At 67.0% G+C, this 14,315-nt stretch carries 14 protein-coding genes; 1 reads left to right on the top strand and 13 read right to left on the bottom strand.

The window, feature by feature from the left end:
• Nucleotides 1–2: 2 nt before the first annotated feature.
• The 12 genes from narI to moaA all read right to left on the bottom strand — a co-directional run bounded on the left by narI (nt 3) and on the right by moaA (nt 13,392).
• Nucleotides 3–710, bottom strand: coding sequence for a respiratory nitrate reductase subunit gamma (gene narI / locus ACVOK1_RS01595; protein WP_079222084.1), 708 nt, complete (start codon nt 708–710; stop codon nt 3–5).
• Nucleotides 707–1,387, bottom strand: coding sequence for a nitrate reductase molybdenum cofactor assembly chaperone (narJ, locus tag ACVOK1_RS01600; RefSeq protein ID WP_481560871.1), 681 nt, complete (start codon nt 1,385–1,387; stop codon nt 707–709). The genes narI and narJ overlap by 4 nt, the downstream gene beginning before the upstream one ends.
• Entirely contained in the window at nt 1,384–2,934 is a 1,551-nt protein-coding gene (gene narH / locus ACVOK1_RS01605) for a nitrate reductase subunit beta (RefSeq protein ID WP_333628251.1), read from the bottom strand. Before narH ends, narJ begins: the two co-directional genes overlap by 4 nt.
• Nucleotides 2,934–6,740 carry a nitrate reductase subunit alpha gene (locus ACVOK1_RS01610; protein WP_481560872.1) on the bottom strand — a complete coding sequence of 1,269 codons (3,807 nt, stop codon included), beginning with the start codon at nt 6,738–6,740 and terminating at the stop codon, nt 2,934–2,936. The genes narH and ACVOK1_RS01610 overlap by 1 nt, the downstream gene beginning before the upstream one ends.
• An 87-nt stretch (nt 6,741–6,827) precedes the next feature.
• Nucleotides 6,828–8,246 (bottom strand): NarK family nitrate/nitrite MFS transporter, encoded by a 1,419-nt coding sequence (locus ACVOK1_RS01615; protein WP_333628253.1) that lies wholly within the window; start codon nt 8,244–8,246, stop codon nt 6,828–6,830.
• 145 nt (nt 8,247–8,391) lie between these two features.
• A complete protein-coding gene (locus ACVOK1_RS01620) occupies nt 8,392–8,760 on the bottom strand; it encodes a hypothetical protein (RefSeq protein ID WP_481560873.1) in 369 nt (122 codons plus the stop codon).
• On the bottom strand, nt 8,757–9,305 hold the full coding sequence (gene mobA / locus ACVOK1_RS01625; RefSeq protein WP_164072565.1) for a molybdenum cofactor guanylyltransferase: 549 nt from the start codon (nt 9,303–9,305) through the stop codon (nt 8,757–8,759). The genes ACVOK1_RS01620 and mobA overlap by 4 nt, the downstream gene beginning before the upstream one ends.
• A gap of 93 nt (nt 9,306–9,398) precedes the next feature.
• A complete protein-coding gene (locus ACVOK1_RS01630; protein ID WP_108769041.1) occupies nt 9,399–9,884 on the bottom strand; it encodes a molybdenum cofactor biosynthesis protein MoaE in 486 nt (161 codons plus the stop codon).
• Nucleotide 9,885: 1 nt separating this feature from the next.
• A complete protein-coding gene (locus tag ACVOK1_RS01635) occupies nt 9,886–10,146 on the bottom strand; it encodes a MoaD/ThiS family protein (RefSeq protein ID WP_108769042.1) in 261 nt (86 codons plus the stop codon).
• Entirely contained in the window at nt 10,146–11,399 is a 1,254-nt protein-coding gene (locus ACVOK1_RS01640) for a molybdopterin molybdotransferase MoeA (RefSeq protein ID WP_481560874.1), read from the bottom strand. The genes ACVOK1_RS01635 and ACVOK1_RS01640 overlap by 1 nt, the downstream gene beginning before the upstream one ends.
• Nucleotides 11,396–12,403, bottom strand: coding sequence for a bifunctional molybdenum cofactor biosynthesis protein MoaC/MoaB (moaCB, locus tag ACVOK1_RS01645; protein ID WP_200753034.1), 1,008 nt, complete (start codon nt 12,401–12,403; stop codon nt 11,396–11,398). Before moaCB ends, ACVOK1_RS01640 begins: the two co-directional genes overlap by 4 nt.
• A gap of 8 nt (nt 12,404–12,411) precedes the next feature.
• A complete protein-coding gene (gene moaA / locus ACVOK1_RS01650; RefSeq protein WP_108769045.1) occupies nt 12,412–13,392 on the bottom strand; it encodes a GTP 3',8-cyclase MoaA in 981 nt (326 codons plus the stop codon).
• A 194-nt stretch (nt 13,393–13,586) separates the two neighbouring features.
• Between moaA and ACVOK1_RS01655 the strand changes: the two genes are divergently transcribed.
• On the top strand, nt 13,587–13,991 hold the full coding sequence (locus tag ACVOK1_RS01655) for a ribonucleotide reductase subunit alpha (RefSeq protein WP_406236468.1): 405 nt from the start codon (nt 13,587–13,589) through the stop codon (nt 13,989–13,991).
• On the opposite strand, the gene ACVOK1_RS01660 is transcribed toward ACVOK1_RS01655, so the two are convergent.
• Nucleotides 13,985–14,314 carry a hypothetical protein gene (locus tag ACVOK1_RS01660; RefSeq protein ID WP_481560875.1) on the bottom strand — a complete coding sequence of 110 codons (330 nt, stop codon included), beginning with the start codon at nt 14,312–14,314 and terminating at the stop codon, nt 13,985–13,987. The genes ACVOK1_RS01655 and ACVOK1_RS01660 overlap by 7 nt on opposite strands.
• Between the last annotated feature and the right edge of the window lies 1 nt (nt 14,315).

Here is a 14,315-nt window from a genome sequence, read left to right on the forward strand (position 1 = left end):
GCTTACTCCCGCGGGCCGTAGCGAAGCGGGGCCTGGCGACGGCGCACCACCTGGTACGGCCGCCACAGATAGCTGATCGGAATGCTCCACACGTGCACCAGGCGGGTGAACGGCGCGATCAGGAACAGGGTCAGGCCCAGGAAGATGTGCATCTTGTAGACCCAGCTGACACCCTCGATGTAATCGGCGGCGCCGGCACGGAAGGTCACGATGTGCTGCGCCCACTCGGCCAGCTGCACCATCACCCCACCGTCGAGGTGGCCGGAGGAGATGCGGATGCTGTACAAGCCCAGGCACAGCTGGGCGAACAGCAGCACCAGCACCAGCGTGTCACCGAAACTGCCGGTGGCCCGCACCCGTGCATTGAACAGCCGGCGCACCAGCAGGATGCTGATGCCGATGAAGCACAGCGCACCGAACACGCCGCCCACCACCATCGCCAGCATCTGCTTCTGCGAGGAGGTGATGAAGTGCTCGTACACCGCATGCGGGGTCAGCAGGCCCACCAGGTGGCCACCGAGAATGGCCAGGATGCCGATGTGGAAGCAGTTGCTGCCGATGCGCATGCCTTTGTCCGACAGCATCTGGCTGGAGCCGGTGCGCCAGGTGTACATGGCCTTGTCATAGCGGGCCCAGCTGCCGATCAGCAGCACCGCCACGGCGATGTACGGGTAGTACTGGAAGGCGAATTGATGCAGGTAGTAGTTCATGGCTGGACCTCACGGTGCACGGGACGCCCGGGCGAGCGCGTCGGTGGCTTGCAGTCTTCGGCAGGAGCTTCGGCGCCGAAGCGCACCGCCTCCTCTTCCCACAACCGGTCCATCGCCTCGGCGGTATCGTCGCGGGGTTCCTCGCTGGCGCGTTGCCGCAGCGCCTCCAGGTTGATCTTGCCGTCGCCGGCCTCCACCAGGATTTCCAGCAGCGGCACATGCGGCAGTTTGCGCTCGGCCGCACGTGCGGCCAGCATCCCGGCGATATGGCCGATGTGGTGCAGCCATTCGCGGGCCTCCTCCTGCGGCCGGTGCGCCAGGAATTCCAGCAGCAGTGGCAGGTAGTCCGGCAGTTCGCGGGCATCGAGCTCGAAACCCGCGCGGCGGTAGGTCTCCACCAGGTCGACCATGGCCTGGCCACGGTCACGCGATTCGCCATGGATGTGTTCAAACAGCAGCAGGCTCATCGAGCGGCCGCGGTCGAAGGTCGCCAGCCAGGCGGCCTGCGCGTCCAGCGGATCGCTGTCCAGCAGCTGCTGAACGAAGCCGCGCAGCTGCTGGCGGCGGCCAGCCGACAACGCGGCCTGGTCACAGGCGGCCAGCAGCTCGTCGCCGTGCTGCCACAGTTCTTCGCGGGGGTAATCCAGCAGCACCCCGACCAGCTTCAGGACGCTCATTCGACCACCTCCTTGCGGCGCCGGTGATTCGGCCCGTTGTTGACCACGAAGCTGGTGGTCTTGCGCTGGCCGAACAGGTCGGCCGGGCTGTCACCGTTGCAGCCGTTGCCGAAGGTGAAGCCGCAGCCGCCGCGCTCGCCGAAGGCATCGTTGGCGTACTCGCGATGGCCGGTGGGAATCACGAAACGGTCCTCGTAGTTGGCGATGGCCAGGTAGCGGTACATCTCCTCCACCTGGGCGATGCTCAGCCCGGCCTGGTCAAGTACCGCGGTGTCCTCCACGCCATCCACGTTCTTGGCCCGGCGCCAGGCGCGCATCGCCATCAGCCGTTCCAGCGCGCGCACCACCGGCGCTTCGTCGCCCGCGGTCAGCAGGTTGGCCAGGTAGCGCACCGGGATGCGCAGCGACGCCACGTCCGGCAGCTCGCCGCTCATGCCGATGCGGCCCCGCTCGGCGGCCGACTGGATCGGCGACAGCGGCGGCACGTACCAGACCATCGGCAGCGTGCGGTATTCCGGGTGCAGCGGCAGGGCCAGCTTCCAGTCGATGGCCAGCTTGTACACCGGCGACTGCCTGGCCGCTTCCAGCCAGCTGTCCGGGATGCCTTCCTTGCGCGCAGCAGCGATCACCGCCGGGTCTTCCGGGTCCAGGAAGATGTCCAGGTGTGCCTGGTACAGATCCTTCTCCGCGGCCACCGAAGCGGCCTCGGCAATCCGGTCGGCGTCGTACAGCATCACACCCAGGTAGCGGATGCGGCCCACGCAGGTTTCCGAACACACCGTGGGCTCGCCCATCTCGATGCGCGGGTAGCAGAAGATGCACTTCTCCGACTTGCCGCTCTTCCAGTTGTAGTAGATCTTCTTGTACGGGCAGGCCGACACGCACATGCGCCAGCCGCGGCACTTGTCCTGGTCGATCAGCACGATGCCGTCTTCCTCTCGCTTGTAGATCGCACCGGACGGGCACGCCGACACGCACGCCGGGTTCAGGCAGTGCTCGCACAGGCGCGGCAGGTACATCATGAAGGTCTTTTCGAAGGCCCCGTAGATCTCCTTCTGCACTTCATTGAAGTTGTAGTCGCGCGAGCGCTTGCTGAACTCCGAACCGAGGATCTCCTCCCAGTTCGGGCCCCACTCGATCTTCTGCATGCGCTCGCCGCTGATCAGCGAGCGCGGCCGCGCGGTCGGCTGGTGCTGGCTGTCCTTGGCGGTGTGCAGGTTCTGGTAGTCGAAGTCGAACGGCTCGTAGTAGTCGTCGATCTGCGGCAGGTCCGGGTTGGCGAAGATCTTGGCCAGCATCCGCCAGCGGCCACCGGCGCGCGGCACCAGCTTGCCGGCGCGGGTACGCACCCAGCCGCCATTCCACTTGTCCTGGTTCTCCCACTCCTTGGGGTAGCCGATGCCTGGCTTGGTTTCCACGTTGTTGAACCAGGCGTACTCGACGCCCTCGCGCGAGGTCCAGACGTTCTTGCAGGTGATCGAGCAGGTATGGCAGCCGATGCACTTGTCCAGGTTCAGTACCATCGCGATCTGTGCACGGACCTTCATCACACCACCTCCTTGCTGGCCGATACCGAAGCACCAGCGGGCTGTTCATCGGTCGCTCCTGCGCGTCCTGCGCCCGCGACACTCGAACTTCCCTGTTCATCGTCCAGCCAATCGATCTTGTCCATCTTGCGGACGATCACGAACTCATCGCGGTTGGTGCCGCAGGTGCCGTAGTAGTTGAAACCGTACGCCAGCTGCGCGTAGCCACCGATCATGTGGGTGGGCTTGAGCACGATGCGGGTGACCGAATTGTGGATGCCGCCACGGGTGCCGGTGATCTGCGAGCCCGGCACGTTGATGATGCGTTCCTGGGCGTGGTACATCATCGCCATGCCGGGCATCACCCGCTGGCTGACCACCGCTCTCGCGGCGATCGCACCGTTGACGTTGAACAGCTCGATCCAGTCGTTGTCGACGATGCCGGCACTGCGCGCATCGTCCTCGCTCAGCCACACGATGGGGCCGCCACGCGACAGCGTCTGCATGATCAGGTTGTCGCTGTAGGTGCTGTGGATGCCCCACTTCTGGTGCGGGGTGATCCAGTTCAGCACGATCTCCTTGTTGCCGTTCGGGCGCTGGTTCAGCAGCGGCTCCACCGTGCGCGTGTTGACCGGCGGCCGGTAGCTCATGAAGGCCTCGCCGAAGTCGATCATCCACTCATGATCCTGGTAGAACTGCTGGCGCCCGGTCACGGTGCGCCACGGAATCAGCTCGTGCACGTTGGTGTAGCCCGCGTTGTAGCTGACGTTGTCGTCCTCCAGGCCCGACCAGATCGGCGAGGAGATGATCTTGCGCGGCTGCGCCTGGATGTCACGGAAGCGGATCGCCTCGTGTTCCTTGCCCACCGCCAGGTGGGTGTGCTCGCGGCCGGTGAACGTGCCCAGCGATTCCCAGGCCTTCACTGCCACGTGGCCGTTGGTCTCCGGGGCAAGGTGCAGGATCACTTCGGCCGCGTCGATGGCGGTCTCGATGGCCGGTCGTCCCTGGCTGACGCCCTCGGCGTGCACGGTATGGTTGAGCTTGCCGAGGAAATCGATCTCGTGCTTCGTATCCCAGTTCATGCCCTTGCCACCGTTGCCGAGCTTGTCCAGCAGCGGGCCCAGCGAGGTGAACTTGCGATACAGGTTGGGGTAATCGCGCTCGACCACCGTCATCGACGGCATGGTCTGGCCCGGGATGGCCTCGCACTCGCCCTTCTTCCAGTCGGCCACGCCGAACGGCATGCCCAGCTCATTGGGCGTGTCATGCAGGGTCGGCACCAGCACCAGGTCCTTTTCAACGCCCAGCACGCCCGGTGCCATGTCGCTGAGGGTGCGTGCCACGCCCTTGAAGATGTCCCAGTCGCTGCGCGATTCCCAGGCCGGGTCCACCGCCTTGGACAGCGGGTGGATGAAGGGATGCATGTCCGAGGTGTTGAGGTCGTCCTTCTCGTACCAGGTGGCCGTGGGCAGCACGATGTCCGAATACAGCGCGGTGGTGCACATGCGGAAATCGAGCGTGACCAGCAGGTCCAGCTTGCCCTCCGGAGCTTCGTCATGCCACTTCACTTCCTGCGGCTTGATCGCGCCCATTTCGCCCAGGTCCTTGCCCTGCAGGCCATGGCGCGTGCCGAGCAGGTGGCGCAGCATGTATTCATGGCCCTTGCCCGAGGAACCCAGCAGGTTCGAGCGCCAGATGAACATCATGCGCGGGTGGTTCTGCTGTGCATCCGGGTCGGCGAAGGCGAAGTCCAGCGAGCCGTCCTTGAACTTGCCCAGCGCGTAGTCGGCCGGGGCCACGCCGGCCGCTTCGGCCTCGCGCACCAGCTGCAGCGGGTTGCGGTCCAGCTGCGGGGTGCTGGGCAGCCAGCCCATGCGCACCGCGCGCAGGTTCAGGTCGGCCAAGCTGCCGCTGTACTTGCTGGCATCGGCCAGCGGTGACAGCAGCTCATCCACCTGCAGCTTCTCGTAGCGCCACTGCCCGGTGTTGAAGTAGAAGAACGAAGTGCCGTTCATATGCCGCGGCGGGCGGCTCCAGTCCAGGCCGAAGGCCAGCGGCTGCCAGCCGGTCTGCGGGCGCAGCTTTTCCTGGCCCACGTAGTGCGCCCAGCCGCCACCGGTCTGGCCCACGCAGCCGCACATGATCAGCATGTTGATCAGGCCGCGGTAGTTCATGTCGTTGTGGAACCAGTGGTTCATGCCCGCGCCGACGATGATCATCGAACGGCCGTGGGTCTTGTCGGCGGTGCGGGCGAACTCACGGGCGATCTCGATCACTTCGGCGCGCGACACGCCGGTGATGCGTTCCTGCCAGGCCGGCGTGCCTGGCACCATGTCGTCGAAGCTGGTGGCCACGTTGCCGCCGCCGAAGCCACGGTCGACGCCATACTGGGCCAGCAGCAGGTCGTAGACCGTGGCCACCAGGGTGTCGCCGCCGTCGGCCAGGGCCAGACGACGCACCGGCATGTTGCGGTCGAGCACGTCCTCGGCCGGGGCCGCGGTCCAGCCGTCGGTCTCGATGCCGCCGAAGTACGGGAAGCTGACCGCTTCAATGCCCTCATGGCCGTCGGCCAGGCTCAGCCGCAGGCGGGTATCGGCGCCGTTGCTCTCCTTTTCCTCGATGTTCCACTTGCCCTTTTCGCCCCAGCGGAAGCCGATGGAGCCGTTGGGCACCACGATCTGGCCGCTGCTCTCGTCGTAGGCCAGGGTCTTCCAGTCGGGGTTGTTGGCCTCGCCCAGCCCACCCAGCTCGCTGGCGCGCAGGAAGCGCCCCGGCACCAGGCGGCCATCCTCGCGGCGCTCCAGGCGCACCAGCATCGGCATGTCCGAATACTGGCGGCAGTAGTCCTGGAAATACTGCGAAGGCGAATCGACATGGAACTCGCGCAGGATCACATGGCCGAAGGCAAAGGCCAGTGCCGCGTCGGTACCCTGCTTGGGGTGCAGCCAGTGGTCGGTCAGCTTGGCCAGCTCGGAATAGTCCGGGCAGATCGCCACCGTCTTGGTGCCGTTGTAGCGCGCCTCGGTGAAGAAGTGCGCATCGGGCGTGCGCGTCTGCGGCACGTTCGAGCCCCAGGCGATGATGTAGCGGCTGTTGTACCAGTCGGCCGATTCGGGCACGTCGGTCTGTTCACCCCAGATCTGCGGCGAGGCCGGCGGCAGGTCGCAGTACCAGTCGTAGAAGGACAGGCAGGCGCCGCCCAGCAGCGACAGGTAACGCGCGCCCGCGGCATAGGACACCATCGACATCGCCGGGATCGGCGAGAAGCCGACCACGCGATCCGGCCCGTACTGCTTCACCGTGTACAGGTTGGAGGCGGCGATGATCTCGTTGGCCTCTTCCCACTGCAGGCGCACGAAGCCGCCCATGCCACGGCGGGTCTTGTACGAGCGCGCTTTGTCCTTGTCCTCGACGATGCTGGCCCAGGCATCCACCGGCGCCATGTTCCTGCGGGCTTCACGCCACAGGCGCAGCAGGGTGCCGCGGATCAGCGGGTACTTCAGGCGGTTGGCGCTGTACAGGTACCAGGAATAGCTGGCGCCACGCGGGCAGCCACGCGGTTCATGGTTGGGCAGGTCCGGGCGCGTGCGCGGGTAGTCGGTCTGCTGGGTTTCCCAGGTGACCAGGCCGTTCTTGACGTAGATCTTCCAGCTGCACGAACCGGTGCAGTTCACCCCGTGTGTGGAGCGGACGATCTTGTCGTACTGCCAGCGCTGGCGGTAACTGTTTTCCCAGTCGCGGCCCTCGCTCTTGGCAAAACCATGGCCATCGGCAAAGGTCTGGGGTTCACGCTTGAAGAACTGCAAGCGATCAAGGAAATAACTCATCGTGGATCTCCCTTTGCGGACATCGGCATCGTGGCTGGGGTGTTCATTGGCTTCGGTGCATTGCTCGGGTTGTCAGCTGGGCTGCCCCTAGCAGGGGGTTTCAGCACCGCGCCGGTAGTACCACCACCAGGTCACGGCCAGGCAGGTGAAGTAGAAAGCGATGAATCCGTACAGCGCCATGTCGGGGCTGCCGGTCAAGGTGATGGACGAGCCGTAGCTCTTGGGGATGAAGAAACCGCCGTAGGCACCGATCGCGCCGGAGAAACCGACCACGGCGGCCGATTCGATGCTGGCCTGGTGCCCGGCAGCGGCCTTGCCCTCGGCGCTGTCGTTGGCCGACCAGCGCTCATGCAGGGTGCGGAAGATCACCGGAATCATGCGGAAGGTGGTGCCGTTGCCGATGCCGCTGAGCACGAACAGCGCCATGAAGCTGAGCAGGAACCCGTAGAAGCTGCCGCCCTGGCCGTCGCTGGGCAGGAAGTGCAGCACGCCGAACACCGCGGCGATCATCAGCGCGAACACCCAGAAGGTCAGGCGCGCGCCGCCCCAGCGGTCGGCCATGCTGCCGCCCACCGAGCGCATCAGCGCGCCCAGCAGGGGGCCGATGAAGGCGTAGGCCAGCGGGTTCACGTCCGGGAACTGGCTCTTGACCAGCATCGGGAAGCCGGCCGAGAAGCCGATGTAGGAACCAAAGGTGCCGATGTACAGCCAGCACATCAGCCAGTTGTGCTTGCGGCGGAAGATCACCGCCTGCTCGGCGAACGAAGAACGGGCGCTGGTCAGGTCATTCATGCCGAACCATGCCGCCACCGCGCAGACCACGATGGCCGGCACCCAGATGAAGCCGGCGTTCTGCAGGTACAGCGGTGCCCCGCCCTCCACCGCCGGCTGCGGCGCGCCACCCAGCGCACCAAACACGCCCGCGGTGATCACCAGCGGAATGACCGCCTGGGCGACCGACACGCCCACATTGCCCAGGCCCGCGTTCAGGCCCAGCGCCAGGCCCTGCTTCTGCTTGGGGTAGAAGAACGAGATGTTGGACATCGACGAAGAGAAATTCGCCCCGCCGAAGCCACACAGGATCGCGATCACCACGAACACCCAGTACGGGGTGGCCGGGTTCTGCACGGCGAAGCCCAGCCAGATCGTCGGTGCCAGCAGCGAGGCGGTGGACAGCGCCGTCCAGCGGCGGCCACCGAAGATCGGGATGACGAAGGAATAGAAGATGCGCAGCGTGGCGCCGGACAGGCTGGGCAGGGCCACCAGCCAGAACAGCTGGTCGGTGCTGAAGCTGAAGCCGATCTTCGGCAGGCTGATGGTCACTGCCGAGAACAGCACCCAGACCGCGAAGGCCAGCAGCAGCGACGGAATGGAGATGACCAGGTTGCGGGTGGCAACCCGTTTGCCGGTGCGCTCCCAGTAGCCAGCGTCTTCCGGCGCCCAGTCGCTGATGACGCGGCCGGGCCTCGCAGTGCTTCGGACAACAGGATCGCTACCGACGGTCATACATGGCTCCAGGGCTGTGGAATGACGTGGGTACTGCTTTCAAGTTGTAACCCGTCGTCATGGGCCTCATTAGGCCCGCACTGCGCGATGACGGGGTTGATCTGGATCAATCAGGGGCGGGTTTCCACCCTGCCCCTGACAAATGTCAAACCGGTGACTCGGTACTGCCGCGGCGGCTCACGCCGCGCTGGCGCACGCTGTCACGCACGTCCACATCGAACTGCAGCTGCAGCGTGGTGCCGTCATCCAGGTACAGCGCAAAGCCGAGCCCATCACGGCACGGCAGGCGCCCGGCCAGGCCGTCCACCGCCTCACGCGGCAGCACCAGCCGGCAGTAGGTGCCACCGTCGAGCAGCACCGCCTGGTCGCCGCCGTGCAGCGACACCGCCGTGCCCCAGCCGCCGTTGCCGCCGAACCGGGTCAGGTTCTCGACCGATTCACCGGCCAGCAGCTGCGCCAGTTCAGCCTCATCCAGGCGCAGACGCATCGCTTGTTCCTGCAGCTGCACCTTCATGAGGCGACATCCTCCCACTGGGCGGGGGTATTGCAGTTGACCAGGGCGCTTTCGTCGGCGGGGGACAGGCGCACCGCGTGTGCGCCGAGACGGTGTTGCAGGGCCTGCAGCGAACGCGGGCCAAGGGGATCGTGGATCATGCTTTCAAGGACTGTACGGCTTTCATTGTCCACATTAAACAGCATCGGAAGCGGATGACCGTCATAGATCGTGCAGCGGCCAGACTGCGCATCACGCAATTGCTGAAGCAGTCGGGGGGTCAGCCGGGGCGTATCCACCGGCACCACCCAAGCCGGCCCATCGGGCATCTGCAGGGCCACGCTGTACAGGCCGCCCAGCGGGCCGCAGCGGGCCACCCGGTCGGGAATGCCATCAAAGGCCGGATAGCGACCGCTCACCCAGACCCGCTCCGCACCTGCCAGCATCAGCAGGCCGCGCATGTGTTCCAGCAGGGTCCGCCCCTGCCAGGGCAGCATCGCCTTGTCGCGGCCCATGCGGCTGGACAGCCCGCCCGCCAGCACGATGCCGGCCATCGGCGCGCTCATGGCAGCGCCACGCCCTCATCCACGCATGGCGTGGATCTACTGGGCCCCACCGTCAGTAGAGCCACGCCATGCGTGGCTGCCAGTGGCGTGGATTCATTCGTGGGCATGGTCATGCACCGGCGCGTCGTCGGCATGGCAGAGGCTGCAGCCTTCGGTCCATTCGCTGTCGCCGTCCTGGTAATGCTCCTGCTTCCAGATCGGGCACTGGTGCTTGACCGCTTCGATCAGCTGCCGGCAGGCACGGAAGGCTTCATCGCGGTGCGGGCTGCCTGCAGCCACCACAACCGCCACCTCGCCCACCGCCAGGCGGCCCTTGGCGTGGGCCACATACAGCTTCAGCTTCGGCCCGTAGGCGGCCTGCACCTCGGCGGCCAGCCGCTGCACCTCGTTCAGCACCAGCGGCTCGAACAGGTCATAGCTGATGCCCAGCACCGGGCGACCCTGGTTGAGGTCACGCACCTTGCCGATGAATACGTCGATACCCCCGAAGCCGGGGTCGGACACCGCGGCGATGCCCTCGGACGGGTCGATCGCCGCCTGTGCGCGGTCCACCACCTTCGCGATCGTGGGATGGCTCATCTCAACCCCCACTGACCGGCGGCAGGATCGCCACCCGGCCATCGGCCGGCAGCGCATCGTGGTCGCGCAGCACCTGTTGCTGGTCGGCGAACGCCGAGTAGTCCAGCAGGCCGGCACGGAAGCCCGGCCAGCGCACTGGCAGCAGCTCGCGCAGCGCCTGGCGCAGGTCGGCAATCGTGGCCCCGGCGACGTCCACCGTGATCTCGCGGCTCGCATCCAGGTCGGAAAACGCACCAAACAACTGCAGGTTCACCTGTTTCATCATGATTCCTCGCTTACCAGCTGCACCGGCTCGTGGTGACCCCAGCCCTGCACCCGCACATACGTACCGGCTGCGGCCAGGTTGCCCTCGGCCTCCAGCACCACCCAGGCGTTGGCCCGCAGCATGGACATCAAACGGAACGACTCCTGGCCGGACAGCACGCGCGCGCTCAGGCGTCCCTGCGCGTCCACTTCCACCCGCGCACGGGCGTGGAAGCGCAGGCCCTCGGGCTTGCGCACGTCGGCCTGCAACGGCAGCTGCAGCGGCGTTTCCGCGGCCAGCCCCAGCAGCCGCCGCAGCACCGGCTCAACGAAGAAGCGCTGGCCCACCGCCGCCGACACCGGGTTGCCCGGCAGGCCGAAATACAGCGCGCCGCCCGGCAGTACCGCAAACAGCAGTGGCTTGCCCGGGCGGATCGCCACCTTGTGGAAGATGATGCGGGCGCCGCGGTCACGCAGCGCGTCGGGCACGAAATCGTAGCGCCCGGCCGACACCGCACCGGTGCTGATCAGCAGCTGCGCACCGGCGTCCAGCGCCTGGTCCAGCACGGCATTGAAGGCGGCCACGTCGTCGCCGACCGTGCCCTGCCAGACCACCTCGGCGCCGGCCGCCTGCAGGCGCCCCACCAGGTAGGGGCGGTTGCTGTCACGGATCTGGCCCGATTCCAGTGCCTGCGCCGCGTCGGTCACCAGTTCCTTGCCGGTGGCGATCACCGCCGCCTTCGGGCGTGCGACCACGGCCACCTCGCCCACGCCGATGGCGTGCAGCAGGGTGCGGGCGTTGATATCCAGCACGTCGCCGGCACGCAGCACGCACTCACCTTCGTTTACATCCTGGCCGCGCAGGCGCACGTGCTGGCCCGGCTTGACCTCGGCGCGCAGGGCGATGCGGGTCGGGCGGCCTTCATGGCTCTGCAGGATCTCCACCTGCTCCACCGGCACCACCGTATCCAGGCCGGCCGGCATGCGTGCGCCGGTCATGATTTCCCAGGCGCCCTCGCCTGCTTCGGCACCGGCATCGCCGGCCGCCTGCCAGCCCTGCACGGCAAATTCGCTGCCGGCGTCGAAAGTGTTGCCCTCGGCACGCAGCGCAAAACCATCCATGGCCGAGTTGTCGAACGGCGGCAGCGACTGTGCGCTGATGATATTGCTGGCCAGGGTGCGCCCGCCCGCATCGCGCAGGCGCAGGCGCTCGGCCGGCAACGGCGACGCCGCGTCCAGCAGGTGCTGCAATGCTTCGCTGTACGGGATCATGCCGCGCTCCCGTGGCCGCCGCCGTCCACCATCGCCAGCGCGTGGCCAAGGACCGGCGCCAGGATGTCCAGGCACTGCGCGGCAGCGCGCGGGCTGCCTGGCAGGGCAAACACCAGCATGCCGCCCAGCTGCACCACTTCGGCCCGGCTCAGCCAGGCCATCGGCGTGTGCTGTGCACTCAGCGCGCGCACCATCTGCGCCAGGCCGTGCACCGGACGTGCATCCAGCGAACGCAGCGCCTCGGGGGTGAGGTCACGCGGCCCCAGGCCGGTTCCGCCGGTGCACAGGCACAGGCGCACGCCACTCTCGGCCAGCGCGCGCAGACGGCCGGCCAGCGGTTCGATGCCATCGGCCAGCACCTCGGCCGCCACCACCTCACCGCCCAGCGCCTGCAGGCCGGACACCAGCTTCGGGCCGGATGCATCGGCATAGGTGCCATCGCTGGCGCGGTCACTCAGGGTAATCACCGCGCAACGGGCGCCTTCCAGGCCCCTGGGTGCACGCGGCTTGAAACGCGCCTGCTCGGCCTCGTCCATGCCATCGGGGTGCAGCCATACGCCGCGCTTGCCGCCCTCCTTGAACAACAGGCGGATGCCTTCGATGCGCAGCGCCGGCTCCACCGGCTTGCTCAGGTCGTACAGGGTCAGCAGGGCCGCATTGACACCGGCCAGCGCCTCCATCTCCACGCCGGTGCGTGCCTCGCTGGCGCACTCGCACCAGACCCGGATCGACTGCCGTTCCGGCACCGGTGCGCAGAACACCTGCACCAGTTCCAGCGGCAGCGGGTGGCACAGCGGCATCAGCATCGACGCCATCTTCGCCCCCTGCAGGCCGGCAATCTCGGCCATCACCAGCGCATCGCCCTTGGGCAGGCGGCGCTCGACGATCAGCGGGTAGGCCACCGGCCCCGCATGCAGTTCGCCCACTGCCACCGCGCGGCGACGGGTGATGCGCTTGTCGCGGACATCGGCCATATGGAAGGCCGCGTTCAATTCCCCAGTCATGGTGGTGCTCATCCTCCAATCGAGGCCAGGTGCGGGGTCAGCCCGGTCTGGCCCTGGTGCAATCCGTGCCCGGCCGCTTTCAGGCCGAGCTGGGTGGTGATGCGTGCCAGCAGCGCGTCATGGTCATCGTCGCTCTGCAGCAACGGCCGCAGCGGCACGCCGAAATCGCCGAACAGGCACAGCCGCAGGTCGCCCTTGGCGGTCACCCGCAGGCGGTTGCAGCCCTTGCAGAAATCGCGCGAATACGGCGCGATGATGCCCACGGTGCCGCGGTGCTGCGGGTGGCCGAACTCGCGCGCCGGGCCGGCATCGGCCGCCCGCGGGCGCTCCTGCCAGCCAGCGGCCAGCAACTGTTCGATCACCACATCGGCGCGCAGGTGGTGGCGCTGGAAATAGGCTTCGTTGTCGCCGGTGCGCATCAGTTCGATGAAGCGCACGCTGAAGGGGCGGTCACGCAGGTAGTCCATCCACTGCGGCAGTTCATCGTCATTGAGCCCGCGCAGCAGTACTGCGTTGAGCTTGATCGACGGCAGGCCCAGGGCCTGTGCCAGGGCCAGGCCCTGTTCGATCTCAGGCAGGCGGTCATGCCCGGTGATGGTGTGGAAGCGTTCGCGCTGCAGGCTGTCCATGCTCACGTTCAGCGCGGTCAGGCCAGCGCGGTGCCAGCCCGGCAGGCGCCGCGGCAGCAGGGTGCCGTTGGTGGTGATGGCCACTTTGCGGATGCCCGGCACCGCAGCCACGGTGCCGATGATCTGTTCCAGGTCCTTGCGCAGGCTCGGCTCGCCGCCGGTCAGGCGGATCTTGCTCATGCCCAGCGCCGCAAACGCGCGCACGAGGCGCGCAATCTCGTCCACCTGCAGGAAGCGCGGCCGGCCCTCACCCTGGTAGCCATCGGGCAGGCAATAACTGCAACGGAAGTTGCACGCTTCGGTCAGCGACAGGCGCAGGTACGGAAAGCTGCGTCCGAATCCGTCGGTGAGTTGGCTCATGGCTGGTCCACCTTGTTGCTCCACCGTCTTGCCCGTGCCCGGAATGGCCCGGATTTCCTCGCCTGCCGGAACAGTTGCCAGATTACGCGGCCGCTCGTGCCTTGGGCATGACTTAAATCAATTGCCGCCGGCCCGGCGGCGCACGCGTTGTGGCAGCATGCGGCTTCCCGTGCAGCGGATGTGTGACAACCCTCATGATGATGAACGATTTCCAGCAGCTTCTGCACGCCGCAGGCGAACAGGCCGAGCCGCAGCGCCTGCTGTTCGTGTTCGTGCGTGCCGACTTGCCCGAGGCGCCCACCACCGACCAGCGCGAGCGGCATGACCGCCGCGAAGGCGGCACCCTGTCACCGGTGCTGTGCGTGGACAAGCTGCCCGCGGAGGTACCCAGCTTCCAGGCTCTGGCCGCCGAGTCGACCACCACCGGCATCGACTGGGACCTGGTGTTCGTGGCCGCGATGGATGGCCGTGCCGGGTTTGCGCCCAACAGCGATGAAGCCGCCCGTCCGCTGCAGTTGATGGTCAATGCCATCCATGACGGCCAGATCGGCCGCTTCGCCGCCTTTGACCGCAGCGGCGAACCCATTCAGTTCTATTGAGCCACCAGCTGCAGGGTCAGGAAGAAGGTCACCAGCAAGGTGTTCAGCCCCCAGGACACGGTCAGCCCGCGTGCGGCCACGCCCAGGTTGGGGGTGCGCGCGCTCGGCGCAGCCCGCCACACCGCCGGGATGATCCAGCCGGTATAGAGCAGCAGCACCGCAAACACCGCCAGCAGCAGCGTGGTGCGCTGGTTGGCCAGGGCCCAGAGGGCAACGGCCCACAGGATGTTGCTGGGAATCACCCCCTGCAGCCAGAACACGCTCCACAGGCGCGAGTGGCCCTGGGTTTCCGGCGTGGGGTGGAGGGACGCGCTTGCAGTCATA

The sequence above is a fragment of the Stenotrophomonas sp. STEN087 genome (assembly GCF_056759115.1).

Bases quoted from the DNA above. Each gene is read 5' to 3' on its own strand.
- ACVOK1_RS01620 (WP_481560873.1), bottom strand. From the start codon at position 8,760: ATGAAGGTGCAGCTGCAGGAACAAGCGATGCGTCTGCGCCTGGATGAG.
- narJ (WP_481560871.1), bottom strand. From the start codon at position 1,387: ATGAGCGTCCTGAAGCTGGTCGGGGTGCTGCTGGATTACCCCCGCGAA.
- narH (WP_333628251.1), bottom strand. From the start codon at position 2,934: ATGAAGGTCCGTGCACAGATCGCGATGGTACTGAACCTGGACAAGTGC.
- ACVOK1_RS01655 (WP_406236468.1), top strand. From the start codon at position 13,587: ATGATGATGAACGATTTCCAGCAGCTTCTGCACGCCGCAGGCGAACAG.
- ACVOK1_RS01660 (WP_481560875.1), bottom strand. From the start codon at position 14,314: ATGACTGCAAGCGCGTCCCTCCACCCCACGCCGGAAACCCAGGGCCAC.
- narI (WP_079222084.1), bottom strand. From the start codon at position 710: ATGAACTACTACCTGCATCAATTCGCCTTCCAGTACTACCCGTACATC.
- ACVOK1_RS01615 (WP_333628253.1), bottom strand. From the start codon at position 8,246: ATGACCGTCGGTAGCGATCCTGTTGTCCGAAGCACTGCGAGGCCCGGC.
- moaCB (WP_200753034.1), bottom strand. From the start codon at position 12,403: ATGACTGGGGAATTGAACGCGGCCTTCCATATGGCCGATGTCCGCGAC.
- ACVOK1_RS01640 (WP_481560874.1), bottom strand. From the start codon at position 11,399: ATGATCCCGTACAGCGAAGCATTGCAGCACCTGCTGGACGCGGCGTCG.
- mobA (WP_164072565.1), bottom strand. From the start codon at position 9,305: ATGAGCGCGCCGATGGCCGGCATCGTGCTGGCGGGCGGGCTGTCCAGC.
- ACVOK1_RS01610 (WP_481560872.1), bottom strand. From the start codon at position 6,740: ATGAGTTATTTCCTTGATCGCTTGCAGTTCTTCAAGCGTGAACCCCAG.
- ACVOK1_RS01630 (WP_108769041.1), bottom strand. From the start codon at position 9,884: ATGAGCCATCCCACGATCGCGAAGGTGGTGGACCGCGCACAGGCGGCG.
- ACVOK1_RS01635 (WP_108769042.1), bottom strand. From the start codon at position 10,146: ATGAAACAGGTGAACCTGCAGTTGTTTGGTGCGTTTTCCGACCTGGAT.
- moaA (WP_108769045.1), bottom strand. From the start codon at position 13,392: ATGAGCCAACTCACCGACGGATTCGGACGCAGCTTTCCGTACCTGCGC.